Source organism: Bacillus licheniformis DSM 13 = ATCC 14580 (assembly GCF_000011645.1).
Taxonomy (GTDB): Bacteria; Bacillota; Bacilli; order Bacillales; family Bacillaceae; genus Bacillus; species Bacillus licheniformis.
Genome location: NC_006270.3, coordinates 3,577,796 through 3,604,440 on the forward strand (window position 1 = coordinate 3,577,796; position 26,645 = coordinate 3,604,440).

Here is a 26,645-nt window from a genome sequence, read left to right on the forward strand (position 1 = left end):
CATTCGGCCATTGAAAAAGCTGCCGACGTGACATCGGCAGCTTTTTCTTTACGGTCTGACAGCTTCTTTTTCTTGAAGCCGCTTCTTCATTCTGTTTTTGTCGCGTTCAATGATCGGTTTTAAATAACGGCCGGTATATGACCCTTCGACTTTCACGACTTCTTCGGGAGGTCCGGCAGCCACGATCATTCCCCCGCCGTCTCCGCCTTCAGGACCCAAGTCGATCAAATAATCAGCCGCTTTTATAATATCTAGATTGTGTTCGATTACAAGCACTGTATCTCCATTGTCGACCAGGCGCTGCAGAACGGCCAAAAGCCTTGCGATATCATCGACGTGCAGTCCTGTCGTCGGCTCGTCCAAAATATAAAGGGATCTTCCCGTTGAACGGCGGTGAAGTTCAGATGCCAATTTGACCCGCTGCGCTTCTCCCCCGGAAAGCGTTGTAGCCGGCTGTCCGAGCGTAATATAGCCAAGACCGACATCATAGAGGGTCTGCAGCTTGCGCTTGATTTTCGGGATGTTCTCAAAAAATTGAACGGCATTCTCGACCGTCATCTCAAGCACGTCAGAGATATTTTTGCCTTTGTACGTAACCTGAAGCGTTTCACGGTTGTATCTCTTTCCGTGGCAAACCTCACAAGGAACGTATACATCGGGCAGGAAGTGCATCTCGATTTTAATGATTCCGTCGCCTTTGCAGGCCTCACAGCGTCCGCCTTTGACGTTAAAGCTGAAGCGCCCTTTCTTGTATCCTCTGACTTTCGCTTCATTCGTCTGGGCAAACACGTCGCGGATGTCATCGAACACGCCGGTATATGTGGCCGGATTTGACCTCGGCGTCCGGCCGATCGGAGACTGGTCAATATCGATCACTTTATCGAGGTGCTCGATTCCTTTTATTTCTTTGTATTCTCCCGGTTTCGTCTTAGCCCGATGCAGCTTCTGAGCCAGCGTTTTGTGGAGAATTTCATTAACGAGCGTGCTTTTCCCTGATCCCGATACCCCGGTAACAGCTGTGAACACGCCGAGCGGAAATTTCACGGAAACATTTTTCAAGTTGTTTTCCTTTGCCCCTTTTACCTCGATAAAGCGGTTGTCAGGCTTTCTTCTCTCGGCAGGAAGAGGAATGAATTTTTTCCCTGAAAGATATTGCCCTGTCAGAGATTGATCATCGTTCATCACTTCTTCCGGCGTTCCGGCGGAGATTACTTCTCCCCCGTGTACACCCGCGCCGGGCCCGATATCGATTAAATAATCGGCGGCAAGCATTGTATCCTCGTCATGCTCGACGACGATCAATGTGTTTCCGATATCCCTCATGTTTTTGAGCGTCTCAATCAGGCGGTCGTTATCGCGTTGATGAAGACCGATTGACGGCTCATCAAGGATGTAAAGGACACCGGTCAGCCTTGAGCCGATTTGCGTTGCAAGCCTGATCCGCTGCGCTTCTCCCCCCGACAGAGTGCCGGCTGCGCGGCTGAGCGTCAAATAGTCAAGCCCGACATTGTTCAAGAATCCGAGCCTTTCTTCAATCTCCCGCAAAATGAGGTTGGCGATCTTCATGTCTTTTTCTGAAAGATCAAGTTCACGGAAAAATTGAAGGGCGTTAGCTACCGACATTTCGGTTATCTTACCGATGTGAAGGCCGTTAATCAGCACGGCGAGGGATTCCTTTTTCAGACGGTAGCCTTTGCATGAAGGGCACGGCTGATTAGCCATATATTTTTCCATCAGTTCACGAACATAATCCGAGCTGGTTTCTTTATAGCGCCTTTCGATATTGCGGATGACGCCTTCGAACTCAATGTAGTTTTCCCGGACTTGTCCGAAGTCGTTTTCATATCTGAAATAAATCTGCTCGCCTCCGCTGCCGTAGAGGATTTTCTCAAGGTGGTGCTTCGGCAGGTCTCTGACCGGAATATCCATATCGATTCCATAGTGGCTGCATACCGCTTCAAGCAGCTTCGGATAATATTGGGAGCTCTGCGGTTCCCAAGGTGCAATCGCATTCTCCTTTAGAGACAGCTCATCGTTTGGAATGACGAGCTCTACATCGACTTCCAGCTTGGACCCGAGGCCGTCGCAGCTCGGACATGCGCCGAACGGGCTGTTGAAAGAAAACATCCTCGGCTCCAGTTCCCCAATTGAAAAACCGCAGTGCGGACAGGCATGGTGCTCGCTGAACAGCAGCTCTTCCTGCCCGATCACGTCGATGATCACACGGCCTTCGCCGAGGCGGAGCGCCGTTTCGAGCGAGTCTGTGAGACGGGCGGTTACGCCTTCTTTTATGACGATGCGGTCGACGACGACTTCGATCGAATGCTTTTTATTCTTTTCGAGCTCGATGTCCTCTGAGAGGTCGTTCATTTCGCCGTCGATCCGGACTCTCACATAGCCTTGTTTTCTGATTTGTTCGAGCACTTTCACGTGCGATCCTTTTCTTCCCGAGACGATCGGCGCAAGCACCTGGATCTTCGTCCGCTCGGGATAATCCAAAATTCTGTCCGTCATCTGTTCGATCGTTTGCGAGGTAATTTCAATGCCGTGAACAGGGCAAACCGGCTTTCCGATTCTGGCAAACAGCAGCCGGAGATAATCGTAGATTTCCGTCACCGTTCCGACTGTCGACCGGGGGTTCCGGCTCGTTGTTTTCTGATCGATGCTGATCGCCGGCGACAGGCCTTCAATCGCATCGACGTCGGGTTTGTCCATCTGTCCTAAAAACTGGCGGGCATATGCGGAGAGAGACTCGACATAGCGCCGCTGCCCCTCTGCATATATCGTATCGAACGCAAGGGATGATTTCCCTGATCCCGAAAGACCTGTCAAAACGACAAGCTGATCCCTCGGAATAGAGACATCGATATTTTTCAGGTTATGGGCCCTTGCACCTTTCACCTCAATTCGTTTCGTTGCCATTTTCTATTCATCCTTCCGATTTTAACTCTAGGAGCAAGTCGCGAAGCTCGGCGGCGCGTTCAAAGTCAAGCGCTTTTGCCGCTTCCTTCATGTCGCTTTCCATTTGAGCGATCACTTTTTCCCGCTCTTTCTTCGTCATCTTCGAAAGCTTCGGCTCCTCTTTCACTTGATATTCTTCCTGGTCTTCAGCAGCATGAGTTGCCCGGATGACGTCCCTGATCTTTTTGTTGATCGTTTTCGGCGTAATGCCGTGTTTCTCATTATAAGCCTCCTGCTGTTCGCGGCGGCGCTTCGTTTCATTGATTGCGATTTCCATCGAGTTGGTGATTTTGTCGGCATACATGATTACGCGGCCTTCGGCATTTCTGGCGGCGCGGCCGATCGTTTGGATGAGCGAGCGTTCGGACCGCAAAAAGCCTTCTTTGTCTGCGTCAAGAATGGCGACGAGTGAAACCTCAGGAATATCGAGTCCTTCCCTCAGCAGGTTGATGCCGACGAGAACGTCATGCTTGCCGAGGCGAAGGTCGCGTATGATCTCGATCCGCTCCAGCGTTTTAATCTCTGAATGCAGGTACGTGACCTTGATACCGATTTCCTTCAGATAATCCGTCAAATCCTCGGACATTTTTTTCGTCAGCGTCGTGACGAGGACGCGTTCATTCCGCTCGATTCTCTGCTGGATTTCACCGATCAGATCATCGATCTGCCCTTCAATCGGCCTTACCTCAATAATCGGATCGAGCAGCCCTGTCGGCCGGATGATCTGCTCTACCATTTCAGGCGTATGCTCAAGTTCATAAGGCCCCGGCGTAGCCGACACATACACGATGTTGTGAATGTGCTTTTCAAACTCTTCAAACCTGAGCGGACGGTTATCCAAAGCGGAAGGCAGCCTGAATCCATGATCGACGAGAACCTGTTTTCTCGCCTGGTCTCCGTTGTACATTCCTCTGATCTGCGGTATGGTGACATGCGACTCATCTATGACCATCAGGAAATCATCCGGAAAGTAATCGAGCAGCGTATATGGAGTCGAACCTGCCGGACGAAGCGTCAAATGTCTTGAATAGTTTTCGATGCCCGAGCAAAAGCCCATTTCGCGCATCATTTCCAAATCGTATCTCGTCCGCTGTTCCAGACGCTGCGCTTCAAGGAGCTTGCCTTCTTCACGAAGCGCTTTGAGGCGCTCTTCCAGCTCCTCTTCAATGTTTATGATCGCTTTCTTCATCTTTTCTTCCCGGGTGACGAAGTGGGAAGCCGGGAAGATCGCGACGTGTTCCCTCTCCCCTAAAATTTCGCCAGTCAGGGCATCCACTTCCCTGATCCGTTCGATTTCGTCCCCGAAAAATTCAACTCGGACGCAGTGCTCATCCCTTGAAGCCGGAAAGATCTCGACGACATCGCCGCGCACCCTGAATGTTCCGCGCTGAAAATCGATGTCATTCCGCGCATATTGGATGTCAACGAGCTTTCTGAGCAGCTCATTCCGCTCGATTTCCATTTCCGTTCTGAGCGAGAGCACCATTTCCCTGTATTCCTCAGGAGAACCCAAGCCGTAAATACAAGAGACACTCGCCACAATGATGACATCTTTGCGTTCAAAAAGAGCAGACGTGGCAGAGTGCCTTAATTTATCAATCTCATCGTTAATGCTGGCATCTTTTTCGATAAATGTATCAGTCTGGGGCACGTAGGCCTCAGGCTGGTAATAGTCATAATAGCTGACAAAATATTCGACTGCGTTGTTGGGGAAAAATTCTTTAAACTCGCTGTAAAGCTGCCCGGCTAACGTTTTGTTGTGGGCGATGACGAGAGTCGGTTTGTTGACCTCTTTAATCACGTTCGACATCGTAAACGTCTTTCCAGTACCGGTTGCCCCCAAAAGCGTCTGATGCTTTCTGCCTTCATTGATTCCTTTGACAAGCTGATCAATCGCTTTCGGCTGATCCCCCTGGGGCTGATAATTCGAGACTAATTCAAAGCGGTCTTTCACATAAAAGCCTCCGTTTCTTTACGAAATCTTCCTGTTTATTATTTTAACACACCCGAAGCAAAAATACGAACTAAAGTTCGGTTTTTGTGTTTTCCCACAAAAGCCGGCGATTTCTGATCTATCAAAAAACCCCTCCTTTTTGTCATCAAAAGCAGGGCTTCACGGCAATCAATCTTACGGTTTCTATGAGTCTTCCTTCTTTTCGCCCGCCTTTTTTGCCGCATAGAGCGAACCGGCGACGAGCGAGGCGATATCAAGTCCTACAATAAAAAAGGTTTCCGTATAACCTTTTAAATATGAAGCGAACAACAGCGCTGCAGTGAGCGCAATTCCGACGTAATGGTTATAGGTCACCCTTGTAAAAAACAAGACAAGAATAAAAGGAAATATCAGTGCAAAAACGGCTTTTGTAAACACAAAAACCCTCCTCACGTTTCTTGATCTTATTCGATTATATTAAAGAACAAAGAAACGGACAAACATGGACACTCATTCATTTTGTCCATCATCTTGCCGCGTTATTCGGAATCGGACGTTAAAAGGCGAAAAAGAACGATATTCCGGCGGCCAGGAGGTTTGGCATGGCGAAAATGGCGAGAGCGTTTGCCAGCTTGCTGTTCCACTCCCCGTGCTCTTTCGTTTCTGCATCGTGATTTCCCCTGAACCGGTCACCGCTGACAAATACGCCCGAACATAAAGCAGACAACAGAATCGCGCCTAGGCCGGCTGCTCCCGAAACTTTGAAAATCAGCGTCCAATCCCCGGCCGCAGCCGAAACCAATACAGCTATTAAACAAACGAAAGCACCTGCGAGAAAAGCCCTTTTCATCAATCATTCTCCTTCAATGAGTTCTATCCATCATCCTAGCGGAACGTTTTGTAAAAGACAACCAAAAAGTTTCGAAACAAGGCAAAAGCAAAAGCGCCTGAAAGCGGCGCTTTTTTAACATCGGTTATTCTGTTTCTGCTGAGGCTGCTGCCTCGGCATGCTTCATCACCGCATCCTCTTCTTTTACAAAGATGATGCCGAGCTCATGATGCTCCCCTTCATAAGAAGCTCTTTGTTCAAAACGAATCTCATTGTTTAAACCGACGACTTCAAGCTTGAAGAAAGCCCTGTTCTTTTGGAGCGCTTCGTAGAAGTCCGCCGCATTTTTCACTTCAATCCCGTTGACCTTCGTGATGATTTCGCCGATCTTGAGACCGAGATCGGCTGCCGGCGTGTTCGGAATAATCCCGAGCACCATCAAGCCCTGGTCTCTCTTTGAAAAATGGAAAGGGGCGGAATTGTCGTTCATCCGCTGCTTCCAGGATAAAAAGGCCCTTCCTGCGATCGCTGCTCCGGCGGCAAGGGCGGCAAGCGGAGTCCACCATATGCTTCCGGCCGCGATCAGCAGAATGATGATGCCAAGCACGCTGATGCGCTTCGCTGTAATTTTAATGCTTTCAATCGGAAGCGATCCTTGAACCCTTTGGCCGAAGCCGATGAAATACGGAATCCACAAGAGCTCAAAGCCGCCGTTAAATGACAAAACAGGCCACCACGGAACAGATGATTCGATCGCATGTCCCGGAATAAGAATAAACAACGGCAGAAGCCAGGTTCTGCCCGCAATCTGCTGTCCGATCGGGAGACCCCTTGTGCTCATGACAATCGCAGGGGACGTTTTGATATGTGCCGTTTTATAGACAAGCACTCCTTCCGCCACCAACAGAAGTCCGAGCAAGACGGCAGCAGCCGACCAATTCGCGAGGGACAGCTGCGGCAGAAACGCGTCAAGCGCTCCGAAACCGGTGTATTCAATACATAAACCAACGACGATGCTCACGCCAAGCGTATATGCCGCTGACAGCAGACTCTGTCTGAAAGTTAAAGCTGCGGCAACGCTGACCGCCGCTATTAAAACCAGCATGCCCATCGGGAGATACAGCCCCAAGCCGAACGAAACAATGGACAGTACAAGTCCTGCCAGAAGTCCCTTGGAATATGTAAATTTGAACTCGTCATAAATATCTTCAATACGCGTATGGAACGTCTTTCTTTCACGTTTGATCCGGGCATAGCCGTAAGCAAGACTCATAATCATCATAAAATAGAAGAGCGGGTGCAAAAAGAACAATCCTGCTCCTTTTAAAAGTTCAATTAAGCTTTCTTCAACTGACAAGGGAACGTTCACCGCCTCAGCCAAGCATTTCAGGCCGCCTTCAACACGGCAGCTTTTTAACGTTGGATATTTTAAGGAAACCCAGCTTGTCTAAAGCGTCGGCACGAGGAAATGACGGGCGGCCGTTCAGGCGGGATGCCTGAGCCGTCAGCCGCAGAAACTTTCGTCATGATGCTTAAACGCCGGTGCTTTTCATGCGCATTCGTGACGACAAATGCTGGCACCTTTAGGCAAGCTGGTGCATTTTATTATTATTCTAACAAATAATAAAATGCTTGGGTATGGTAAACGTGAGGTTTATTTCTCCTGGCTCATCCAAAGCGTCACATTCGACAAAGAAAAATCTTTCAGGTAATGATTGACCTCGACATCAAGAATATCTCCTATCAGCTGCATTGACCGCTTGATGTCGGTCAGATTGATGCCGAGCCGCTTGTGGTTGTCCATCAAGTAGTTGAAATAAAGTTCCGCGCAATCCTCATTAATATCTTCCACACTTTCGACCGAAGTGTAGTTCACGAGGTATCTGCTGAACAGCATAAGCAATCCTACTGCCTTTGTAGCGGAAAACGTAACGTCTTGTGATCGAACTTTTAACTGCTCCACTAATTCATAGTATTTTTTCTCTCTCACAATACTTGCCCTTTTCAATCGTGTACCCCCATTTATTATTTATATATAAGAAAAGCGCAAGCGTCAGACGACTCCACCAACAGAGACGAAGAACGCAAACAGCGCTAACATTCTCCGCAAAAAAAATGCACACATTATAATTCTTGAAAAAGCTTTGGTTCTATTTTAAAAAGTTTTCCTATGTTATACAACTTGCAAAAGTTACATTTTTACTGCATCTTTACATCCTTATAAAGTCTCCCATATACTTATGTTATCGGGTCAATTCTATTCATTATGAATGTTTTTTTTATGAAAAAGCAAAAATTTTAGGTAAAAAGATTGAGAATTTACTTTCTGAGAATAAAAAAAGTGAGGACATCCCGTGCCCTCACTTTTTGTTAAACAGCACTTTTAATGCGGCTTGCAGCTGAAGATCGTTCTTTTCATCCATCTTTTTCTCCTCAATCCGCAGGTTCATTGTATTTGCCGTTTTTTGGTCAATGATCCCTGTTTGCTTCAGCTTGTTTGCTGCCTGAAACGCCATGACGGCTTTTTTTGTGCTTTCATTGTAATAGCCGTCTTCCCGGCCGGGGACAAACCCGAGTCCTTTCAGCAGGAACTGCGCCCGCTTAATTTCATTGTTGTTCATATCCGGCTTGAGGGGTTCTTTCAGCTGTAAAGGCCCCGCCGAGAAATATGCAGGCTGCGTGACTGGAACGGTCGGCTGAATGCCCTGCTTATGGATCCAATTTCCTTTAGGTGTCAGCCATTTGTACAGCGTCAGCTTAATATTGCTACCGTCTCCCATCGGCACCGCCTGCTGGACGGTTCCCTTTCCAAAGGAAGGATCGCCAACCACGTCGTAGCCCTCGGCTTCTTTTAATGCGCCTGCAAGAATTTCCGAAGCCGAAGCGCTGCCCTTGTCCGTGATCACGCTCACAGGGTATGGTTTTTTCTCTTTTAATTTTGAGAAGTATTGTTTTTTATTTCCGTTTCTTTCGGCGATTTGTATATACGGATGATCTTTTGTCACAAAATGTTTTAAAATGTCTTCCACGCTTTGCAAGTACCCGCCCGGATTTCCTCTTACATCCAAAACGAGCCCTTTTATTCCCTTTTTCTCAAGCTTTTTCAGTTCAGCAGTAAAATCTTTTGCCGTATGTTCGGAAAAGGAAGATATTGCGATATAGCCGACAGGTTTATCCTGTACTTTCTTTATGGAAGCAAACACCGTTTCCAGCGGGATTTCATCGCGCTTAATCGTAAATGTCAGCTGGTCTTTCATTCCGGGTCGGTGAACTTTCAGTGTAACCGTCGATCCCTTTTTGCCTCTGATCTTTAATACGGCGTCATTCAAATCCATTCCGCTCATGGAATCGCCGTCGATGCTAATGATTTCATCGTTCGGCTTTAATCCGGCTTTCTCTGCCGGAGACTGTTTAAAAGGAGAAACGATAATGATTTTTCTGTCTTCCATTCCGATTTCTGCACCGATTCCTTCAAAAGAGGAATCAAGGGAATCTGAAAACCGCTTTGCCGTCTGTTTATCCATATAGACCGAGTATGGGTCATTCAATGTTGAAAGCATGCCCTGTATGGCTCCTTCCAACAGTTTTTCCCTGTCGACCTGCTCCACATATTCATTTGAAATCAGGTCATATGCTTTCTCAATTTTCTCCAATTCGTTTCTAGCGGTGCTTTTGGCTGCAGCTTCTTCAGCCGCTGATGCTTTTGAAACGACATCATGTAACGGAATCGGGCCGGCGCCTGTTACCAAGCCGCATAACAGGCTGAGCGCAATGATGAGCCGCACAATCTTCTGATTCATCCTATACCTCCTCTTCTGCCTGCACTATGTTTTGTTGCTTGATGTAGTATGCGCCAAAACCGCCCGTATCATGTAATCGATTTTCCATTCCACAGCAAAAAAAGCTGCCGGAGTGCTGGCAGCTTTCGCTTATATGGTCCTCACGCGCTTGATGATTTCTTCTGTCACATCATCCGTCGTACTTGAACCGCCGATATCAGGCGTTAAGTAGCCGCTCTTTAGAACGTCTTCAATCACGTCAAGCAATCTTGCACCGAGTTCTTCTTCCCCGAAATGATCGAGCATCATTTTTGCCGTCCAAATTTGGCCGATCGGATTGGCGATTCCTTTTCCGATGATGTCCGGAGCAGAGCCGTGCACAGGCTCAAACATAGATGGATATTTGCCGTTTACATTAATGTTGGCGGCCGGCGCCACACCTATGCTTCCCATAATCGCCGCCCCGATATCGGTCAAAATATCGCCGAATAAATTGCTGGCAACAATGACGTCAAGCTTCTCTGGCCTCGTTACAAAAAAGGCCGACAGCGCGTCAATGTGCTGCGAATCTGCGGTAATATCGGGGTAGTCTTTTGCCGTGTTCTCAAAGACTTCATCCCAAAAAGGCATTGAATAAACGATTCCGTTCGACTTTGTTGCGCTTGTGACATGCTTTTTCCGCTTAGCCGCCAACTCAAAAGCAAAGCGCATCGCCCTCTCCGCCCCTTTTCTTGAAAAAACGGCATTTTGAATGGCGATTTCATCTTCATCCCTGAAGATTCTGCCTCCGATCGAGCTGTATTCCCCTTCACTGTTTTCCCTGACGACAAGCAGATCGAAATCTTTTGGGTTGGCCAGCGGAGACTTGATTCCTTGCAAATATTTCGCAGGTCTAATGTTGATGACCTGTTCAAATTCGCGGCGGATTTTAATGAGCAGCCCCCACAGGGAAATATGGTCGGGGACAAGCTTGCTGTTTCCTACAGCCCCAAGAAAGATGCTGTCGAACTCTTTCAGCTGCTCCAAGCCGTCATCAGGCATCATTTCCCCGTGTTCCAAATAATACTCACAGCTGTATGGAAACTCCGTAAACCGAAATGAGAGTCCCCCGTGAACATCCGAAACCGCTTTCAAAACTCGTTGTGCAGCAGGTACGACTTCTTTCCCTACCCCGTCACCGGGTATGCTGGCAATGTTGAATACTTTCATTGGATCATCCCCTATTTCAAATTGTCGACTGTCGACAGTTGTCACTTTCATTCTATACCTTGTGTTATTTTCTGACAAGAATAAATTTTGAGAAAAACCCAGTTTGAATAACAAAAAGCCGATTCAGTCCATCTCCGGACGAATCGGCTTTCATTTTAAAGCGGTATATAATTGGCCGGATCAACAGCATTGGATTTCGCGTTGTTCCAAAGGCCTTTATGAATTTCAAAGTGAAGATGCTGCCCGTAGGATTGGCCTGTATTTCCCATCGTTCCGATCACTTGTCCCTGTTCAACACGCTGGCCTGTCTGCACTTTAATTGAAGACATGTGAGCGTAGACCGTCTGATATGTTTGCCCGTTGATGTTATGGGTAATAAACACAACATTGCCGTAGCTGGACGAGTAATGGGCGTTATAGACCGTTCCGGCGGCGGCCGCATAAATCGGAACGCCTGAACCGCGCTTGGCGATGTCTACGCCGAAGTGATTTCCGAGCGAACGCTTTCCGAACCCGGAAGTAAATGTGCCGGAAGCAGGGCGGATAAAGCCTGAGCTGCTTGGTGCCGACGGTTTAGATGAGGAAGCTTCCGATTGGCCGCTTGAAGCCTGGCGGCTCGCTTCAGCTTCCTGCTTTTTGCGATGCGCCTCTTCGGCTTTGATCGCTTCATCCTGGCGCTTTAAAATTTCTGCTTCATTTTCGAGTGAACCAAGTTCTTCATGTGCATGATCTTTATCTTGCTTCACTTTTTTCATGACATTTGCTTTCTCTTTTTGCTGCTTGTCGAGCGTCTTTTTTAAATCTTCCAGGTCTTTGAGCGCTTTTTCAAGGCTTTCAAGATCCTTGCTCAGCTTAGTTTCCTTTTCCTCGACAAGCTGAAGATCGCGTTTTTGCTCTTCCATCAGGTCTTTATCAGCTTCTACAATTGTCGAAACCGCACCCGCGCGGCTGATGAAATCCCCGAAGCTTTTCGAGCCGAGAAGCACATCTATGTATTGAACAGAACCGCCGTTTTCCTGCATTGAGCGAACACGGTCTTTCAATATTTTATTGCGTTTCTCAATCTTTTCTTTAAGCTTTTTTATTTGCTTTTTCAGCTCTTCGATGCTTTTCTTTGTTTTATCGATTTCTTCATTTTTCTTTTCCAGCTTTTCATTCGTGTCCGTCATCTTACGGTCGATTTTCTCGATCTCGCTTCTCAGGCTTGCTTCCTTTGATTCAAGCTCTGAAAGCTCCTGTTTCGTTTTTTCGAGTTTTGACTCGTTTTCAGATTTTTTGCTTTGAACGTCGCTCTTTTTTTTCTCCAAGTCTTCATAAGCTAAAGCATGGTTGCTTTTTAAGGGGATCAGCACTGCCGACGATCCGAGCACAGCGGTCAGCCCCAGCGTCATAAGCTTTCTTTTCAACCTTGGTTCCTCCTTGCCTTCAGAATCAAGGGAGCCCGGCGCTTTGCAGGCATCCCAGCTTTAAACATGATACAACCGGCGAAAGCGCCGGTTTAAACTTTTAAGAATTTGCGAATCGACATCAAGCTTCCCCATACACCGATAACGGCTCCGATCAGCACCAGGATCGCTGAAATCTGGAAGACGAACGGATTGTACGGCAAGAGCTGTATGAAAGTGCCTTGAACTTTCGGAGCGATCCACTGAACGGCATGATGATACGTTCCGAGCAAAATAGCGATCGGAATGATAGAACCGCATACACCCAAGAGCAAACCTTCAATGAAAAATGGCCAGCGAATGAACCAGTTTGTCGCACCTACAAGTTTCATAATCTCGATTTCTTTGCGTCTCGCAAAAATCGTAATTTTGATCGTATTAGAAATTAAAAACATCGCCGTAAACAGCAGGCCGATGACCAATGCAATCCCGATGACTTTGGCGACATTGCTGATTTTAAACAAGCGGTCTACCTGCTCCTGTCCGTATGTCACCTTATAGACATTGGTCAGCTTCTCAAGCTTCTTGGCAGCTTTCGGTGTGTCTTGAGGGTCTTTTGTTTTTACGACAAATGCATCGTTCAGCGGGTTTTCCTGCTCGAACATCGCAAAGAATTTCCCGTCTTCCCCAAAGCTGTCTTTCAGGTTTTTGAGTTCTTCATCTTTAGATGAGTATTTGACACTGCTGATTTCCGGTATTTTCTTTATTTCTTTTTCCAATGTATTTTTTTGATCCTGGTTGGCCGTTAAGTCAACCAGCACTTTGACTTCGACTTCTTGTTCGGCTTTTAATGTCATATTGTATACGTTCAGCATGATGACCATGAACACGCCGACCAAGATAAGTGTAACTGTTACAGCACTGATGGATGCGAAAGTCATCCACGCGTTTCTCCCGAGAGATTTTAAGCTCTCGCGCAAATGCCGTCCGAGAGTTCTAATCATAAGAACCATACTCCCCTCTAGCTTCATCACGCACAATGACCCCGTCTTCGATTGCGATGACCCGTTTCTTCATGGTGTTTACGATTTCTTTGTTATGAGTCGCCATAACGACTGTTGTTCCGCGGTTGTTGATCTCTTCGAGCGTCTTCATGATTTCCCAAGACGTCTCAGGGTCAAGGTTTCCCGTCGGCTCGTCAGCGATCACGACATCAGGGTCGTTGACGATTGACCGCGCAATTGAAACCCGTTGCTGTTCTCCTCCGGACAGCTGATCAGGAAATTGCCTTGCTTTGTGCTTCAGCTGGACAAGATCAAGCACTTCAAGCACTTTTTTTCTGATCACCTCTGGGCGCTCCCCGATGACCTCTAAAGCAAATGCAACATTTTCAAACACCGTCAGCTTCGGCAGCAGTTTAAAGTCTTGGAATACAACGCCGATTTTCCTTCTGATAAAAGGAATCTCTTTTTCTTTGAGCTGCGCCAAATTTTTATTGTTTATGACAATCTTCCCTTTGGAAGGCTTTTCTTCGCGGTAAATCATTTTAATGAAGGTTGATTTTCCTGCTCCGCTCGGTCCTACAACATAAACAAATTCCCCGGGATATATAGAGATGCTTATTCCGTTCAGCGCCGAGACCCCGTTGGAATAAGTCTTATATACATCTTTTATTTCGATCATGTAATCACCTAATCTTTTATGTTTATACGGTCATACTCTTCGAAAGGGCCTGTCGTTTTGTGTCCCCTGCCAATTTCACGATAAATGGTATTAATTCAAGCCCTTTTTCAACAACACCCATTATACGTCAAGATTAGACAAAATGATATTACAGTTTTGTTTCAATGCCGACCTAAGTTATAGGAAAAACGCAAAATCAGCCAAAAAATTTGTACTTTGGGCCTTATTTAAGACAAAAGAACCCGTTAATTCCGTTTTCCCAATAGGCAAAAAGACCTTTTCAACAAAAAAAGAACCTTTTTCACCTGAACGTGAAGAAGGTTCTTTTCGCCTCCTGACTGGCAAGGCATGCTTACTTTTTCTCTGAAAGCCACTTCGCGACCGCTTCAGCTTCTTTTTCGTCTACAAGATTGCCAGGCATTCCGCCGCGGCCGTTGACTACAATGTCCTTAATTTCGCTTTCCTTATACTTGCCGCCAACTTCCTTCAAACTCGGAGCGGAACCGCCGGCCAAATCCTTACCATGGCAGCCTGTGCAGTTTTGCTGGTAAATCTCTTCCCCGTCGGTTGCAGTTGCTTGCCCGCCTGTATTTTTCTCTTTGCTTTCGTTGTTATTGCCGCCGCAGGCAGCCAGCACAAAAGAAACAGCCATAAACAGAGTAAACAGCTTCATTTTCATTTTTTCAAGTCAGCTCCTTTAACAAGTCAACCTTTATTATAACCTCGATTATGCGCGTTTAAAACCCTCGCCAAGCACCTCTGAAGCATCCATCGCAATGACAAATGCAGACTCATCAATGTGTTTTACGAGTTGTTTCAGCTTTGTGAACTCGGTCTGGCCGACCACGCACATCAAAATAGGCCGCTCATCATCTGTATAGCCTCCGACCGCTGATATTTTCGTAATCCCCCTGTCGATTTTATTCAGTACCGCATGTCGAACTTCCTCTTCCCGGTTCGTAATGATCATCGCCATTTTGGAACGGTTCAATCCGACCTGGATGACATCGATGGTTTTGCTTGATATATAAACGCCAAGCATAGCATAAAGTCCCTGTTCGATGTTAAAAACAAACATCGCGGACAGGACGATCGTTCCGTCAATCAGCGCCAAACATTTGCCTTGCGACAGCCCGGTGTACTTATGAATGATTTGCGCGGCCAGCGCAGTGCCGCCTGTCGAGCCCCTTCCGAGAAAGACCATCCCGATCCCGACTCCGATGCCGACACCGCCGAAAATGGCGGCCAAGAGCGGATTCTCTGTCGCCGGAGCAATGTCCCGCGTCACGTATACGACAAACGGGAGAAAAACAGACCCGACAAGCGTCTTGATGCCGAATTTTCCTCCGAGTACCAGAACCCCGGCAATAAATAAAGGAATATTAAATGCCCATTGCACATAGGCGGCTTCAAAGCCGAACGATTGCAAAATGGTGCTGATGCCGCTGACTCCGCCGGCTGCAATCCGGTTGGGAAGCAAAAACATATTAAATGTCACAGCGACGACGGCTGATCCAAACAGGATATAGCCGTAGTCACGCAGCACCGTAAACAATTGATATCTCGTTTTGTCCATATTCATGTCTGTCATCCTCCGCACGATTCATTACCAATCGAGAGTATAGCATTTAGCATACTGTAAGTAAATAACAGCCAAATAACGTATTAATTGAATAAAGCGGCAGAGGGACAAAGCTTCTTACGGCTTAAGCTGCCCAGATTCAGGCAATTTTCCCCGCAAAAAAGGCACATCCTCACAATGTGGATGCGCCTTTCTTCAATTTAGGAAAGCTTGGAACGCAAATATGCGTCAATGAAAGAGTCAATGTCTCCGTCCATAACCGCCTGCACGTTCCCCATTTCCGTGTTGGTTCGATGATCCTTCACTAGAGAATACGGGTGGAAAACGTATGAGCGGATCTGGCTTCCCCAGCCGATTTCTTTTTGTTCGCCGCGAATTTCGTCCAGCTGTGCCTGCTGCTCCTCGATTCTGCGCTGATACAGCTTCGATTTCAGCATTTTCATGGCACGTTCGCGGTTTTTAATTTGTGATCGCTCTGTCTGACAAGTGACGATGACGCCTGTCGGCAAGTGGGTGATCCTGACGGCGGAGTCTGTCGTATTGACGTGCTGGCCGCCGGCGCCGCTTGCCCTGTACGTATCGACTTTAATATCTTCCGTACGGATCTCAATGTCGATTTCTTCGTTGAATTCAGGCATGACATCACAAGACACAAACGACGTGTGCCTGCGCCCTGAAGAGTCAAACGGAGAAATTCTGACGAGCCTGTGCACGCCTTTTTCGGCTTTTAAATAACCGTAGGCATTGTGGCCTTTAATCAGGAGAGTGACAGACTTGATTCCCGCCTCATCTCCTGGAAGGTAATCAAGGGTTTCCACCTTGAATCCGCGGCGCTCTGCCCACCTGGTGTACATTCTGAGAAGCATTGAACCCCAATCCTGTGATTCGGTGCCGCCGGCTCCCGGGTGAAGCTCAAGGATCGCATTGTTTTTATCATAAGGCTCGCTTAACAATAGCTGGAGCTCAAATTCATTAAACTGCTTTGTTAAGCTTTTCAGCTCGTTGACCAGTTCATTTTGCAGGTCCTGGTCAGGATCTTCTTTTAAAAGATCATGTGTCATTTGCAGTTCTTCATGAGACTCGCTTAAACTTTTGTACGTGTTGACATAGTCTTTTAACGCATTCGCTTCATTAATGATCGTCTGCGCTTTCTGCTGATCTCCCCAAAAGTCGGGGTCAGCCATCTGCTCGTCTAATTCGCTGATTCTTGCTTCCTTTGTTTCGAGGTCAAAGAGACCCCCTGAAGTCCGCTAACCGAGTAGCCATATTTTCAAGTTCCTGTCTGATTTCTGCCAATTCCATTATTCTTTCACCTCATCATATATTTCAGCCGGTTCAAAATAAAAAGAGGCGTGCACCTCTTTTTATTCTGTTCTTCCGCAGCAGTTTTTATATTTTTTTCCGCTTCCGCAGTAGCAAGGATCATTGCGTCCGATATCCACCGCTTTGCGGACCGGTTTTTTCTTCGCTTGTTTTTCCTCATCGCCTTCTTTCGGCTGATGGGCTGTCGTCTGTCCTTGAATGACCTCTTCGCGCTCAAGGTTGTTTTCGATTTCAGCCTTCATGACGAATTTGGCTACATCATCTTCAATCGCCGCGATCATGTTTTCAAACATTGCAAAGCCTTCCATCTGATACTCGCGGAGCGGGTTTGTCTGAGCATAAGCGCGCAGATGAATTCCTTGCCGCAGCTGATCCATCGCATCGATGTGATCCATCCATTTCGTATCCACTTCGCGGAGAACGATGACTTTCTCAAATTCGCGCATTTGTTCAGAGCCGTACCGCTCTTCTTTCTCATCGTATTTCGTTTTGATGCGGTCGTAAATGAGCTCTGTAATCTCCTCGGGCTCTTTTCCGAAAATGTCGCTTTTCTCCACTCCACCTTCATCAAGGAAATTCGCATTTACAAGCTCCACAAGGCCGTCAAGATTCCACTCTTCAGGCAGATCTTCCTTCGGCGTATATGAAGCAACAGCCCGCTCGAGTGAAGCTTTAATCATATTTTCGACGATGGAGCGGAGGTTATCGGAATCGATGACCTCAAAGCGCTGTTTATAGATGACTTCGCGCTGCTGGCGGAGCACGTCATCGTATTGCAGAAGCTGCTTACGGGCATCAAAGTTGTTGCCTTCCACACGCTTCTGTGAAGATTCGACCGCTCTTGAAACCATCTTGCTCTGTATCGGCGTCGAATCGTCCATTCCGAAGCGGTCAAGCATCGCCATCGTCCGCTCTGCGCCGAAGCGTTTCATTAATTCATCTTCCATGGACAGATAAAATTGGGTGATACCAGGGTCCCCCTGACGGCCTGAACGTCCGCGCAGCTGGTTGTCAATCCGCCTTGATTCATGGCGTTCCGTACCGATGACGGCCAGTCCGCCAAGCTCTTTTACACCTTCGCCAAGCTTGATGTCCGTTCCGCGGCCCGCCATGTTGGTCGCGATGGTGACCGCGCCTTTTTGCCCGGCATCTTCGATAATCTGAGCTTCCCGCTCATGGTTTTTCGCGTTCAACACTTGATGCGGGATTCCTTTATTTTTAAGGAGCCTTGATATCAATTCAGATGTTTCAACCGCAACCGTACCGACAAGTACCGGCTGTCCGACCATATAGCGCTGGGCGACATCCTCTGCAACAGCTTTAAATTTTCCTTCCATGGTCCGGTAAATTAAATCCGGTCGGTCATCGCGGGCAATCGGCTTGTTGGTCGGAATCGTAACAACCTGCATGTTGTAGATGTTGCGGAATTCTTCTTCTTCCGTTTTTGCGGTACCCGTCATTCCAGCCAATTTTTCATACATTCGGAAATAGTTCTGGAAGGTGATCGTCGCGAGCGTCATGCTCTCATTTTGGATCTCAAGGCCTTCCTTCGCTTCAATGGCCTGGTGAAGTCCGTCGCTGTAGCGGCGGCCTTTCATCAAACGGCCTGTAAAAGAGTCGACGATAACGACCTGACCGTCTTCGACGACGTAGTCGACGTCTTTATGCATCGCCGCATGGGCTTTCAGCGCCTGGGCAATATGATGGTTTAAGGCGACATGGCGGACGTCAAACAAGTTTTCGATGCCAAATGCCTTTTCAGCTTTTGTCATCCCCTCTTCAGTCAGCTGAACGCCTTTTGTTTTCACATCGTATGTGTAGTCCTGATCCGCTTTTAGCGTGCGGACAAACGCATTGGCCTGAACATAAAGCTTGGTGGATTTGGCCGCTTGTCCAGAAATGATGAGCGGCGTTCTTGCTTCATCGATCAAAATGGAGTCGACTTCATCGATGACCGCAAAATGAAGCGGGCGCTGAACCATCTGCTCTTTATAAAGCACCATGTTGTCGCGCAAGTAGTCAAAGCCAAGCTCATTATTCGTAGAATACGTAATATCTGCTGCATAGGCTTCACGCTTCTCGTCTTTTGACAGGCTGTTCAGGTTTAGGCCGACCGTCAGCCCGAGAAACTCAAAGATTTTCCCCATCTCTTCAGCGTCGCGGCTCGCCAGGTATTCGTTGACCGTCACGACGTGAACGCCTTTCCCTGACAGAGCGTTCAAGTAAACGGGCATTGTGGAAGTCAGCGTTTTACCTTCCCCCGTTTTCATTTCGGCGATATTCCCTTCATGAAGGGCGACGCCCCCCATCAGCTGAACCTTAAACGGAAACATGCCTGTCACGCGCCGGGAAGCTTCCCTGACAACGGCAAACGCTTCAACCAAAAGATCGTCAACCGTTTCGCCTTTTTCAAGGCGCTCTTTGAACTCGATCGTCTTTTGCTTCAAAGCTTCGTCTGAAAGCTTCTCTATATCTGCCTTGAGCGCATCAATCTCGTTCGCTTTCTTTTCATAACGGCTGAGCGTGCGTTTTGTCGGATCAAACACTTTATTTAAAATTCCAAGCATAGAATAACGCTCCTCTTTAATTTCCTTGTTTAAGCATGAGTAAACAGTAATTTTTATATATGCAATATCATATCATACCTTTTGTCATTTCCAAACAATTTACCGCGGGGGAACGGAAAAAATCCCCTCTGCGGAAGATCCGGGAGGGGACTCGATATATTTATTCGTTCGGCTCGATCAAACCGTATTTTCCATCGTTTCTTCGGTAGACCACATTGGTCAGATTGGTTTCGGCGTTCGTGAATACAAAGAAGCTGTGTCCAAGCATATTCATTTGTAAAATCGCTTCTTCATTATCCATCGGCTTTAAATTAAAGCGCTTTTGACGGACAACCTGCGGCTGTTCATCCTCAATGTCTTCCTGCACGGCCGTTCCGATGCCGTTTCCTTCTGCAAAAACATGCTTCGAAGAACCTTTTTCGCGGAATTTCCGGTTAACTTTTGTTTTATGCTTGCGTATTTGACGTTCCAGTTTGTTCGTTGCGAGATCGATTGCATTGTACATATCTTCGTGGTGAACTTCCGCACGGAGAGAGAGGTCTGTCATTGGAATTGTCACTTCCACCTTTGATTCCTGATCATTGTAGAATTTTAAGTTGACGTGAACAATCGCATCAACGTTATTTTCAAAATAACGCTCAAGCTTTCCAATCTTCTTCTCGACGTGTTCTCTTAACGCTGGTGTTACCTCAATATTTTCTCCTCTGACGTTGAACTCCATCAAAAGAACGCCTCCTTTATATTAAGGATATGTAAATATATTTCGTCTTTTCCCTGCTGAATTCCTGCATAAACGTAAAAATTATGTGAAAAATCCGTGAATTTTGACGAAGTTTGTCTCCTGCCATCTGAGCCCCTTTATTAAATCTTAAATATATTCACATGCGGATAAAATAAGAACAAAAAATAACGGCATACACCTGCAGAATCCTGACAGATGTATGCCATTAATGGATGACATAAGGTTTCATGCATTGGTGGATCGTTTTCATCCATTCCCGATAAAGCGGTAAAAAGTGATGGATCAAGTCATGCTGAAATTCAGCAGACGGATAATTGTAGTAGATCAAGCTGTCAAACTCACGGAAGACTCTGTCAAAAAAACGAATCGAAGATTTGGCACAGCTTGTCTCCAAAATCGACAGCAAAACAGCGTGCGACGAATCCAACTGAAAAAAAGCATAGATTAAATCGTTAAAAATCCGCTCTCCTTCTGTCTTCGCCAAATCTTGATTCGCTTCTATTAAATAGCAAAACCCCTCTTCAATCGTAAACAAAAGCTGATAATAAGTCGTTAAGAGCATGTAATCGTCGGTGCTTGTCAAAGCGATCACCTATTTGCGCTTGTCATAATATGTGCCGTCAATCGTCATGTTGGCGTACGGATTGATATAGGAATGATGCATGGCACGCTTCTGCTTCGCCTGAAGCAGCTCCTGCTTGACAGCCTGCTGCAGCCTTTTCAGTTCGGCCATGATCAATGGCTCCATATCCGTCACCTGCTGCAGCTGCCGCTTTTCCGTCTCAGAAAGAGGCGGCTTGATCTCGCGGATCAAGCCATCGCGTTTTTTAAGAAAATCTTCAATTGCCTGAACCAGCTCGTCGCTTTCCGGGGCGCCTTTTATTTGAGCGAGCATATGTTTTGTTTCGCTGTAGAGCAGCTCAATCTTTTCCATTATGCCAGTCCGCCCGATCCGAACCGGCCCTGCCGTTCAATTTGAAGCGCCTGCTTCCAGGCATCGCGTAAATCTTTGACATACCCTTCGACTTCCGCCACGATATCTTTGTCATTGTTAATGTTTGCTTCAATCAGGCGGCGGTGGATATACTCGTACATCGCCCCCATCGAAGCGGCCAATTCGACTTTCCGATCAAGGGTGATATTGAGCTCCTGTATAATGTTTTGAGCTTTGACAAGGTTCGTATTTTTCGTTTCCATATCCTCTTGTTCAATCGCCTGTTTCGCCAGCTTCATAAATTTAAGGCAGCCGTCAAATAGCATAAGCGTCAATTCTCCAGGAGTCGCCATGTTGATTGAATTTTGCTGATAAGCTGCATACGGATTGTTTAAAGCCATTGTTGATCCTCCAAATTACAATTATTGTCCAAGCAATTGCGCCAAGTATGTCGATTGTTCATTCATTTTTTGAATCGCTTTTTCCATCGCCGTGAACTTTGTATAATAGCGATTTTCGATTTGTGTCAGGCGGTTATTCATGGACGAAATATCAGATTCAACTGTATTCAAGTTTTTCCCGATTGTAAATTGATTGTTTGCCATTGCTGAATTTCCGGCTTTATCTTCAATCTGCTTCTTCGTATCGGTCAAAACCGTCTGAAGGCGTCTCATGATGCCTTTTTCATTGTAATTTTCCGTGCTGCTCGTTCCCGCCATAAAGAGGTTTGCCACACTGTCAGGGTCTTCTTTAATTTTCGCTTTCAGCTTTTCTTCGTTGATCTCTAAATGACCGCGCTGACTGTATACGCTTGATGTCGTAATTCCAAACTGAGTGAGCTGCAGCGATTCGCCGTTCACAGAGACATTCGAATAAAAATCTGTCCTCATTTGATTGGTGGCGCCGCTTAAAATCGTGTCGCCCCTTAACAATCCGCTTTTCGCTTTTTCTTCCCACAGCTCAATTTGCTTTTCCGTCATATCTTTTTTCTGTTCTTCTGTCAGCGGCGTATAGTCGCGGTATTTCTTTTCCGTGAGCTTGCCGTTGACCATATCGATCAGTTCGTTGTACTGTGTGACAAAGTCTTTAATCTTTTCATAAATCCCGTCAACATCAGTCGCTACATCAAGCGAAACGGGGCTGTTTGTCGTATTCTTCAACTGATATGTCACATTATTAACGGTAAAGTTGTTCGTTGTCTTCTCAATCTGCAATCCGTTGATGACAACTTCGGCGTTTTGGCCGGCTTGGCTGGCTGTCAGCTTGTTGTCGGCATCAAGCGCAAATCCGAGCTGATTGGACATAAAGCTCGCCGTCGCATCATCAGCTGCCTGTATGCTGCCCCCTGCGCCGGTTGCTTTTGATGTGAAAGCGATCGTTTCTACATATTCAGAACCGTTATAAATCTTTTCTTTCATAGCGGTTACGCCCAAATTTGATTTGTTGACTTTGGAAACGATGTCATCCAGCGTATCCGTGCTGCTGACGCTGATTTCAACTTTTTTCGCAGTCGTTTCTCCAGGTGCTGTCACTTGGAAAGTTAGCGTTTGATCGCTCCCGGTATACCCTGAAAGGCTGGAAGATTTATAGGTGGCCGCAGTCGCCAGCTTGTTGACTTGGATCGTGCCTGACGCCGCATTCGTGGTGCCTGTTGCCGTAACCGCCGACTCGTCAGAGCTTGTCACCTTTTTCGCGCCGTACGTGCTGGGACGGAGCATAAGGTTGATGGATTCCTGCAAATCTTTAATTTTCGTATTGATTTCACGATAGCTGTCGCGCTGCCATTCCAAAGTCTGTTTCTTTTGAGTAAGCTTATCAAGCGGGACGCGCTCCGTCTTCATTAATTTGCTGACAATGTCGTCTATATCCATACCTGAAGCTAATCCTGATATTCTGATCGCCATATCTTTAACACTCCTGTTCTATGTAGTTTTATCGACAATTAACCCCATAAATTCCGCCATCGCCGCATAAAAATCGAGCCACTCCTTTGGCGGAATCTCGCGGACGACTTCCTCTGTCCGATTGTCCACGACCTTCACATAATACTCTCCCAATTTTTCGTGAAGCACAAACTGTAGGTGCACCTGCGACGGCTCCAAAAGGTTGTTTGCGCCTTGTATGGTTTTTTCAAGCTGAGCAAATGTAAATTCTGCAGCGTCCGTCTGCTGCGGGCGTTCCACAGCTTCATACTGTTTATTCAACATCTGTGTTTTGTAAGCATCAATAATGGGTTCTAAAGATGACAATCTATTGATCGACAATTTTTACCATCCCCTATGCTATGATCTAAAACTTATATCGGCTAAGGGCGAATGAGATTAAATATCTTTATGGAAAAAAATTATGAGAAAAGACAAAGTGGTTTAATTTAAAAAAAGAATCCCTGCAAAGGATTCTTGGACAAATGTAAAAAAAGACCTTGGCAAAGGCCAAGATCTTTTTAAAATTAACGAAGCAACTGAAGAACGTTTTGCGGCTGTTGGTTCGCTTGAGCAAGCATAGCTTGAGAAGCTTGAGAAAGAATGTTGTTCTTTGTGAACTCGCTCATTTCTTTAGCCATGTCAACGTCGCGGATACGAGACTCAGCAGCTGTCAAGTTTTCAGAAGAAGCACCAAGGTTGTTGATTGTGTGCTCTAGACGGTTTTGTACCGCACCAAGTTTAGCACGTTGTGCAGATACTTGGTTGATCGCTGAATCAACGATTTTAAGTTGAGTATCAAAACCTACATCTGTTGCAGTTGCTGCATTATCAGCAAATTTAGTTACATCGATATCTTTAACTGATTGGTTGGTTACTAGAGTTCTGCCCGTAGTATCTGCAGGATCTTTGACTCCTAATGCATCAGTGCTCATTTTTTCAATGTTAACAGAAATTTGTTGTGTTGCGTTAGCTCCAATTTGGAAAACTAAAGATTTTTCACCTGCAGCTGGGTTTGCTGGATCTGCTGGTGCTTTGAAAGTACCATCCAACAATTTTTTACCGTTGAATTCCGTACGTTCTGAGATGCCGTCAATTTCGTCTTTTAATGCTTTGATCTCGTCTTGGATAGCTGTTAAATCCTCAGTTTGTTGTGTTCCAGTGTTTCCAGCTTGAACAACTAGTTCACGAACACGTTGAAGGATTGAGTGAGTCTCAGTCAATGCACCTTCAGCTGTTTGGATAAGAGAGATGCCGTCTTGAGCGTTCTTAGAAGCCATTTCAAGACCGCGGATTTGTCCTCTCATTTTTTCAGAGATTGCAAGACCTGCTGCGTCATCTCCGGCACGGTTGATGCGAAGACCAGAAGAAAGCTTCTCCATGTTCTTTTGGCTTGCGCCGTTGTTTGCTGACAGACGGTTCAGCGTGTTAAGCGCTGCAATGTTGTGGTTGATTCTCATTGTGTATTTCCTCCTTGAAATGTGTTTGATTGCACGTCCATGTGCATGTTTGAAGCATTCAGGCTGTCCTTCCTGCTACATATTTTATATCGGAGGTGCCTTGAAATTGTTTATAGCAAAAATAAAAAAATCCTCACTTTTTTTGTGAGGATAATTTCGCAAGCAAATCGTTTGAGATGGAAGCGGCCCGGCTGTTTTCTTCCTGGATCGCCAAATAGATTTCCTTGCGGTGAATTTCGATATGCTTCGGCGCGTCGATGCCGATTTTCACCTGATCTCCGTCAACGGATATGATTTTCACTTCGATATCGTCTCCGATTTGAATCGCTTCATTGAGCTTGCGGGATAAGACTAGCATGCTTCCCCTCCTATCGGCTGCTTTGTCAGATAAGAAGAGTCATGCAAAATCACTTGCTTGGCAAGCATCTTTCTGCGGTTCACCACTATCGGCGCCATCAAATTGGCCGTTGATTTCTCGAATGGCTCTTCGATCGTTAAAATCGCCATTACTTCAACGTCTTCGGCAGATTCGATTTCAAGAAGTTCAACCGTCGTTTCATCAAGATCAAAGCCATAATCTTTGAAAAAGACGAACGGACTGGCGACAATGAATGCCAGCTCTTCCGACTGCACCGACTGAAGGACGACGAACGGCGAATCCTCGGAAAGCGGCAGGATGACGAACTTCTTCTCCCCTGTAAATCCAGGCAGGCCGTTTTTAAACACGATTGTCTGGTCTTCTTGAATTTGCGTTTCTCCGTGATACTTTGTTTTAATGATCATCATTCACGATCCTTTGCTGAATTACTTTTGTTTTGGGTATTCCACATCTATTTTTACCTCCGGATATTGGAGCATGTCAACCTTCACACTGCCCGGCGTATAGTTAACAACCGGTTTATTCGGCGTTGCTTCGATGATAGGCTTGCGCGGCGTCGCTTCAATGTTCACTTTAGCCGGTTCGTATGCGATTTTCACCCTGTCAAATGACGGCGTAAAATGAACGCCGATTTGAATCGGTTCAGGCTCGCTGTTCCGCCTCGCCTGGTCTGCAAGCGGATTGCCTTCGATTTCGATCCGCATCATTTCGTCTCCTTCTTCAGCGGTCCGTGCCATTCCGGCGAGCCAATCCTGATAGCCCTGCTGCGCCCCTTCTTCAATCCTTTTAAATATATGCTTTCTTTCTAAGTCTTCCCAAGCTTTTGTCTGGTCAATCGTGAGCTTTGAAGGGGTGGTTGTAATCTTCAGTTCGGCCGGCGGCTGCTCGATTTTCAAGTCAGCGCGCGGCTGTTCCATTTTCAAATCTGGCGGCGTCGTTGTTAAACCGATGCGGCCGGGGATATTTTGCATGATCAGCCTAGGCATCTCCATTATGATATCCTCCTTTTGCTGAAAAAAAGCAACTCGGATAGAGTTGCTTTTATCTTAAAAAGTCAACCAGTGTCGGCTGAACGATTTTCGCATTTACGGCAAGTGCAGCTCTGTGAACCGATTGCTGTGTAATAAATTCAGTAATGATCTCCTCAAGCTCAACATCTTCGTTGTCTGACAATACCTTTGTCGCCGTCTCTTCCTGTTCGCTCAGCCGCGCATTGATCAATTCGAGCCGGTTGTAGCGCGCTCCGATATCAGACCGCTCATTGCTCATCTGATTGGAGAACTGGTCAATGTCTGAAAGGGCGTTTTCCATTCCTTCCATTGTTCCCGCTTTTAAGGCATTTTCGAGAGACTCAATCATTTCAAAGACGTTTTGTCCGCTGCTTGATTGTCCGCCGAAAGCCGAAATCGGATTTGAGTTTACATTTAAGGTTGCGTTTGGCGAAACATTGATGAGAACGTCAGAGCTGCTTGTATAGTTTTCAAAATTGTATGTGTAAGTACCATCGGCGTTTTTTGTGATCGGAGCGACGTCAGAGTTCGTTCCGTTAAAAAGGTAGCGGCCGTTGACCTGCGTATTGGCGATCTGAATCAGCTGGTCTTTCAGTTGGCCGATTTCGACCCCGATCGCATTTAATTCATCCTTGCCGTTTGTACTGTTTTGAGCCTTAACGGTCAGCTCCCTGATTTTCGCCATGATATCAATGCCTTCTGTAATGTTCGTTTCCGTGTTTTCAAGCCATGTAAAAGCTTGCGAGGCATTGCTTTGATATTGTTTAACCTGGGACAGCTGTGTATTGTACTTCAGGCTTTTCATCGCGACGACGGGATCGTCGGATGCCTTTGTGATCTTTTTTCCCGAAGAAATCTGGGATTGAAGCTTATCCAGTTTTCCATAGCTTGAATTGATGTAGCGCAAAGAATTTTTTGCAATCATCCCTTGGGTTACCCGCATGAAT

At 46.5% G+C, this 26,645-nt stretch carries 26 protein-coding genes; all 26 read right to left on the bottom strand.

Features of this window, described 5'->3' with window-relative positions; all coding sequences use genetic code 11:
• Positions 1-48: 48 nt before the first annotated feature.
• Complete coding sequence (gene uvrA, locus TRNA_RS39980; protein ID WP_003185648.1) at positions 49-2,922, bottom strand: excinuclease ABC subunit UvrA; 2,874 nt, start codon at positions 2,920-2,922, stop codon at positions 49-51.
• 7 nt (positions 2,923-2,929) lie between these two features.
• A complete protein-coding gene (uvrB, locus tag TRNA_RS39985; protein WP_003185651.1) occupies positions 2,930-4,915 on the bottom strand; it encodes an excinuclease ABC subunit UvrB in 1,986 nt (661 codons plus the stop codon).
• A gap of 183 nt (positions 4,916-5,098) precedes the next feature.
• A complete protein-coding gene (locus tag TRNA_RS39990; RefSeq protein ID WP_003185654.1) occupies positions 5,099-5,332 on the bottom strand; it encodes a CsbA family protein in 234 nt (77 codons plus the stop codon).
• Between the two features lie 118 nt (positions 5,333-5,450).
• Positions 5,451-5,744 carry a DUF5316 domain-containing protein gene (locus tag TRNA_RS39995; protein WP_003185656.1) on the bottom strand — a complete coding sequence of 98 codons (294 nt, stop codon included), beginning with the start codon at positions 5,742-5,744 and terminating at the stop codon, positions 5,451-5,453.
• Between the two features lie 124 nt (positions 5,745-5,868).
• Positions 5,869-7,080, bottom strand: coding sequence for a PDZ domain-containing protein (locus TRNA_RS40000; RefSeq protein WP_011198347.1), 1,212 nt, complete (start codon positions 7,078-7,080; stop codon positions 5,869-5,871).
• Between the two features lie 297 nt (positions 7,081-7,377).
• Complete coding sequence (gene swrA / locus TRNA_RS40005; RefSeq protein WP_003185659.1) at positions 7,378-7,731, bottom strand: swarming motility protein SwrAA; 354 nt, start codon at positions 7,729-7,731, stop codon at positions 7,378-7,380.
• Positions 7,732-8,083: 352 nt separating this feature from the next.
• Entirely contained in the window at positions 8,084-9,523 is a 1,440-nt protein-coding gene (locus TRNA_RS40010; RefSeq protein WP_009329656.1) for a S41 family peptidase, read from the bottom strand.
• Between the two features lie 129 nt (positions 9,524-9,652).
• Positions 9,653-10,711 carry a tartrate dehydrogenase gene (locus tag TRNA_RS40015; protein WP_003185664.1) on the bottom strand — a complete coding sequence of 353 codons (1,059 nt, stop codon included), beginning with the start codon at positions 10,709-10,711 and terminating at the stop codon, positions 9,653-9,655.
• 155 nt (positions 10,712-10,866) lie between these two features.
• Positions 10,867-12,117: a murein hydrolase activator EnvC family protein gene (locus TRNA_RS40020; RefSeq protein ID WP_003185665.1), complete on the bottom strand. Its 1,251-nt coding sequence runs from the start codon at positions 12,115-12,117 to the stop codon at positions 10,867-10,869.
• Positions 12,118-12,209: 92 nt separating this feature from the next.
• On the bottom strand, positions 12,210-13,100 hold the full coding sequence (gene ftsX, locus TRNA_RS40025) for a permease-like cell division protein FtsX (RefSeq protein ID WP_011198348.1): 891 nt from the start codon (positions 13,098-13,100) through the stop codon (positions 12,210-12,212).
• A complete protein-coding gene (gene ftsE / locus TRNA_RS40030; protein WP_003185670.1) occupies positions 13,093-13,779 on the bottom strand; it encodes a cell division ATP-binding protein FtsE in 687 nt (228 codons plus the stop codon). Before ftsE ends, ftsX begins: the two co-directional genes overlap by 8 nt.
• A 352-nt stretch (positions 13,780-14,131) precedes the next feature.
• Positions 14,132-14,458 (bottom strand): cytochrome c551, encoded by a 327-nt coding sequence (cccB, locus tag TRNA_RS40040; RefSeq protein WP_003185673.1) that lies wholly within the window; start codon positions 14,456-14,458, stop codon positions 14,132-14,134.
• 48 nt (positions 14,459-14,506) lie between these two features.
• Positions 14,507-15,361, bottom strand: a complete 855-nt coding sequence (locus TRNA_RS40045; RefSeq protein WP_003185675.1) for a YitT family protein — start codon at positions 15,359-15,361, stop codon at positions 14,507-14,509.
• Between the two features lie 200 nt (positions 15,362-15,561).
• A protein-coding gene (prfB, locus tag TRNA_RS40050) for a peptide chain release factor 2 (protein WP_097366454.1) occupies positions 15,562-16,663 on the bottom strand; the annotation gives its coding sequence in 2 pieces (ribosomal slippage) (positions 15,562-16,590 and positions 16,592-16,663; 1,101 coding nt in all).
• 62 nt (positions 16,664-16,725) lie between these two features.
• The gene (gene secA, locus TRNA_RS40055; RefSeq protein ID WP_003185681.1) at positions 16,726-19,251 is read right to left on the bottom strand and encodes a preprotein translocase subunit SecA; all 2,526 of its coding nucleotides are present in this window, start codon (positions 19,249-19,251) and stop codon (positions 16,726-16,728) included.
• A gap of 160 nt (positions 19,252-19,411) precedes the next feature.
• Positions 19,412-19,972, bottom strand: a complete 561-nt coding sequence (gene hpf, locus TRNA_RS40060; RefSeq protein ID WP_009329664.1) for a ribosome hibernation-promoting factor, HPF/YfiA family — start codon at positions 19,970-19,972, stop codon at positions 19,412-19,414.
• A gap of 226 nt (positions 19,973-20,198) precedes the next feature.
• Positions 20,199-20,576, bottom strand: coding sequence for a hypothetical protein (locus TRNA_RS40065; protein WP_003185684.1), 378 nt, complete (start codon positions 20,574-20,576; stop codon positions 20,199-20,201).
• A 9-nt stretch (positions 20,577-20,585) separates the two neighbouring features.
• Positions 20,586-20,927: a flagella biosynthesis regulatory protein FliT gene (fliT, locus tag TRNA_RS40070; RefSeq protein WP_003185686.1), complete on the bottom strand. Its 342-nt coding sequence runs from the start codon at positions 20,925-20,927 to the stop codon at positions 20,586-20,588.
• The gene (gene fliS / locus TRNA_RS40075) at positions 20,927-21,328 is read right to left on the bottom strand and encodes a flagellar export chaperone FliS (protein ID WP_003185688.1); all 402 of its coding nucleotides are present in this window, start codon (positions 21,326-21,328) and stop codon (positions 20,927-20,929) included. The genes fliT and fliS overlap by 1 nt, the downstream gene beginning before the upstream one ends.
• 21 nt (positions 21,329-21,349) lie before the next feature.
• Positions 21,350-22,831 carry a flagellar hook-associated protein 2 gene (locus TRNA_RS40080; protein ID WP_009329667.1) on the bottom strand — a complete coding sequence of 494 codons (1,482 nt, stop codon included), beginning with the start codon at positions 22,829-22,831 and terminating at the stop codon, positions 21,350-21,352.
• Positions 22,832-22,849: 18 nt separating this feature from the next.
• Entirely contained in the window at positions 22,850-23,191 is a 342-nt protein-coding gene (flaG, locus tag TRNA_RS40085) for a flagellar protein FlaG (RefSeq protein WP_011198350.1), read from the bottom strand.
• Between the two features lie 185 nt (positions 23,192-23,376).
• Positions 23,377-24,309: a flagellin Hag gene (gene hag, locus TRNA_RS40090; RefSeq protein WP_009329669.1), complete on the bottom strand. Its 933-nt coding sequence runs from the start codon at positions 24,307-24,309 to the stop codon at positions 23,377-23,379.
• A 133-nt stretch (positions 24,310-24,442) separates the two neighbouring features.
• Positions 24,443-24,667 carry a carbon storage regulator CsrA gene (gene csrA / locus TRNA_RS40095; protein WP_003185697.1) on the bottom strand — a complete coding sequence of 75 codons (225 nt, stop codon included), beginning with the start codon at positions 24,665-24,667 and terminating at the stop codon, positions 24,443-24,445.
• Positions 24,661-25,092: a flagellar assembly protein FliW gene (gene fliW, locus TRNA_RS40100; RefSeq protein WP_011198351.1), complete on the bottom strand. Its 432-nt coding sequence runs from the start codon at positions 25,090-25,092 to the stop codon at positions 24,661-24,663. The genes csrA and fliW overlap by 7 nt, the downstream gene beginning before the upstream one ends.
• Before the next feature lie 21 nt (positions 25,093-25,113).
• The gene (locus tag TRNA_RS40105) at positions 25,114-25,680 is read right to left on the bottom strand and encodes a DUF6470 family protein (RefSeq protein ID WP_009329670.1); all 567 of its coding nucleotides are present in this window, start codon (positions 25,678-25,680) and stop codon (positions 25,114-25,116) included.
• 49 nt (positions 25,681-25,729) lie between these two features.
• Entirely contained in the window at positions 25,730-26,641 is a 912-nt protein-coding gene (gene flgL / locus TRNA_RS40110; protein WP_003185705.1) for a flagellar hook-associated protein FlgL, read from the bottom strand.
• Between the last annotated feature and the right edge of the window lie 4 nt (positions 26,642-26,645).

Excerpts from the sequence above, each read along its gene's own strand:
- uvrA (WP_003185648.1), bottom strand. The coding sequence starts at position 2,922 with ATGGCAACGAAACGAATTGAGGTGAAAGGTGCAAGGGCCCATAACCTG.
- TRNA_RS39995 (WP_003185656.1), bottom strand. The coding sequence starts at position 5,744 with ATGAAAAGGGCTTTTCTCGCAGGTGCTTTCGTTTGTTTAATAGCTGTA.
- TRNA_RS40010 (WP_009329656.1), bottom strand. The coding sequence starts at position 9,523 with ATGAATCAGAAGATTGTGCGGCTCATCATTGCGCTCAGCCTGTTATGC.
- TRNA_RS40015 (WP_003185664.1), bottom strand. The coding sequence starts at position 10,711 with ATGAAAGTATTCAACATTGCCAGCATACCCGGTGACGGGGTAGGGAAA.
- ftsX (WP_011198348.1), bottom strand. The coding sequence starts at position 13,100 with ATGATTAGAACTCTCGGACGGCATTTGCGCGAGAGCTTAAAATCTCTC.
- ftsE (WP_003185670.1), bottom strand. The coding sequence starts at position 13,779 with ATGATCGAAATAAAAGATGTATATAAGACTTATTCCAACGGGGTCTCG.
- cccB (WP_003185673.1), bottom strand. The coding sequence starts at position 14,458 with ATGAAAATGAAGCTGTTTACTCTGTTTATGGCTGTTTCTTTTGTGCTG.
- TRNA_RS40045 (WP_003185675.1), bottom strand. The coding sequence starts at position 15,361 with ATGAATATGGACAAAACGAGATATCAATTGTTTACGGTGCTGCGTGAC.
- secA (WP_003185681.1), bottom strand. The coding sequence starts at position 19,251 with ATGCTTGGAATTTTAAATAAAGTGTTTGATCCGACAAAACGCACGCTC.
- hpf (WP_009329664.1), bottom strand. The coding sequence starts at position 19,972 with ATGGAGTTCAACGTCAGAGGAGAAAATATTGAGGTAACACCAGCGTTA.
- fliT (WP_003185686.1), bottom strand. The coding sequence starts at position 20,927 with ATGGAAAAGATTGAGCTGCTCTACAGCGAAACAAAACATATGCTCGCT.
- fliS (WP_003185688.1), bottom strand. The coding sequence starts at position 21,328 with ATGGCTTTAAACAATCCGTATGCAGCTTATCAGCAAAATTCAATCAAC.
- TRNA_RS40080 (WP_009329667.1), bottom strand. The coding sequence starts at position 22,831 with ATGGCGATCAGAATATCAGGATTAGCTTCAGGTATGGATATAGACGAC.
- hag (WP_009329669.1), bottom strand. The coding sequence starts at position 24,309 with ATGAGAATCAACCACAACATTGCAGCGCTTAACACGCTGAACCGTCTG.
- csrA (WP_003185697.1), bottom strand. The coding sequence starts at position 24,667 with ATGCTAGTCTTATCCCGCAAGCTCAATGAAGCGATTCAAATCGGAGAC.
- fliW (WP_011198351.1), bottom strand. The coding sequence starts at position 25,092 with ATGATCATTAAAACAAAGTATCACGGAGAAACGCAAATTCAAGAAGAC.
- TRNA_RS40105 (WP_009329670.1), bottom strand. The coding sequence starts at position 25,680 with ATGGAGATGCCTAGGCTGATCATGCAAAATATCCCCGGCCGCATCGGT.
- flgL (WP_003185705.1), bottom strand. The coding sequence starts at position 26,641 with ATGCGGGTAACCCAAGGGATGATTGCAAAAAATTCTTTGCGCTACATC.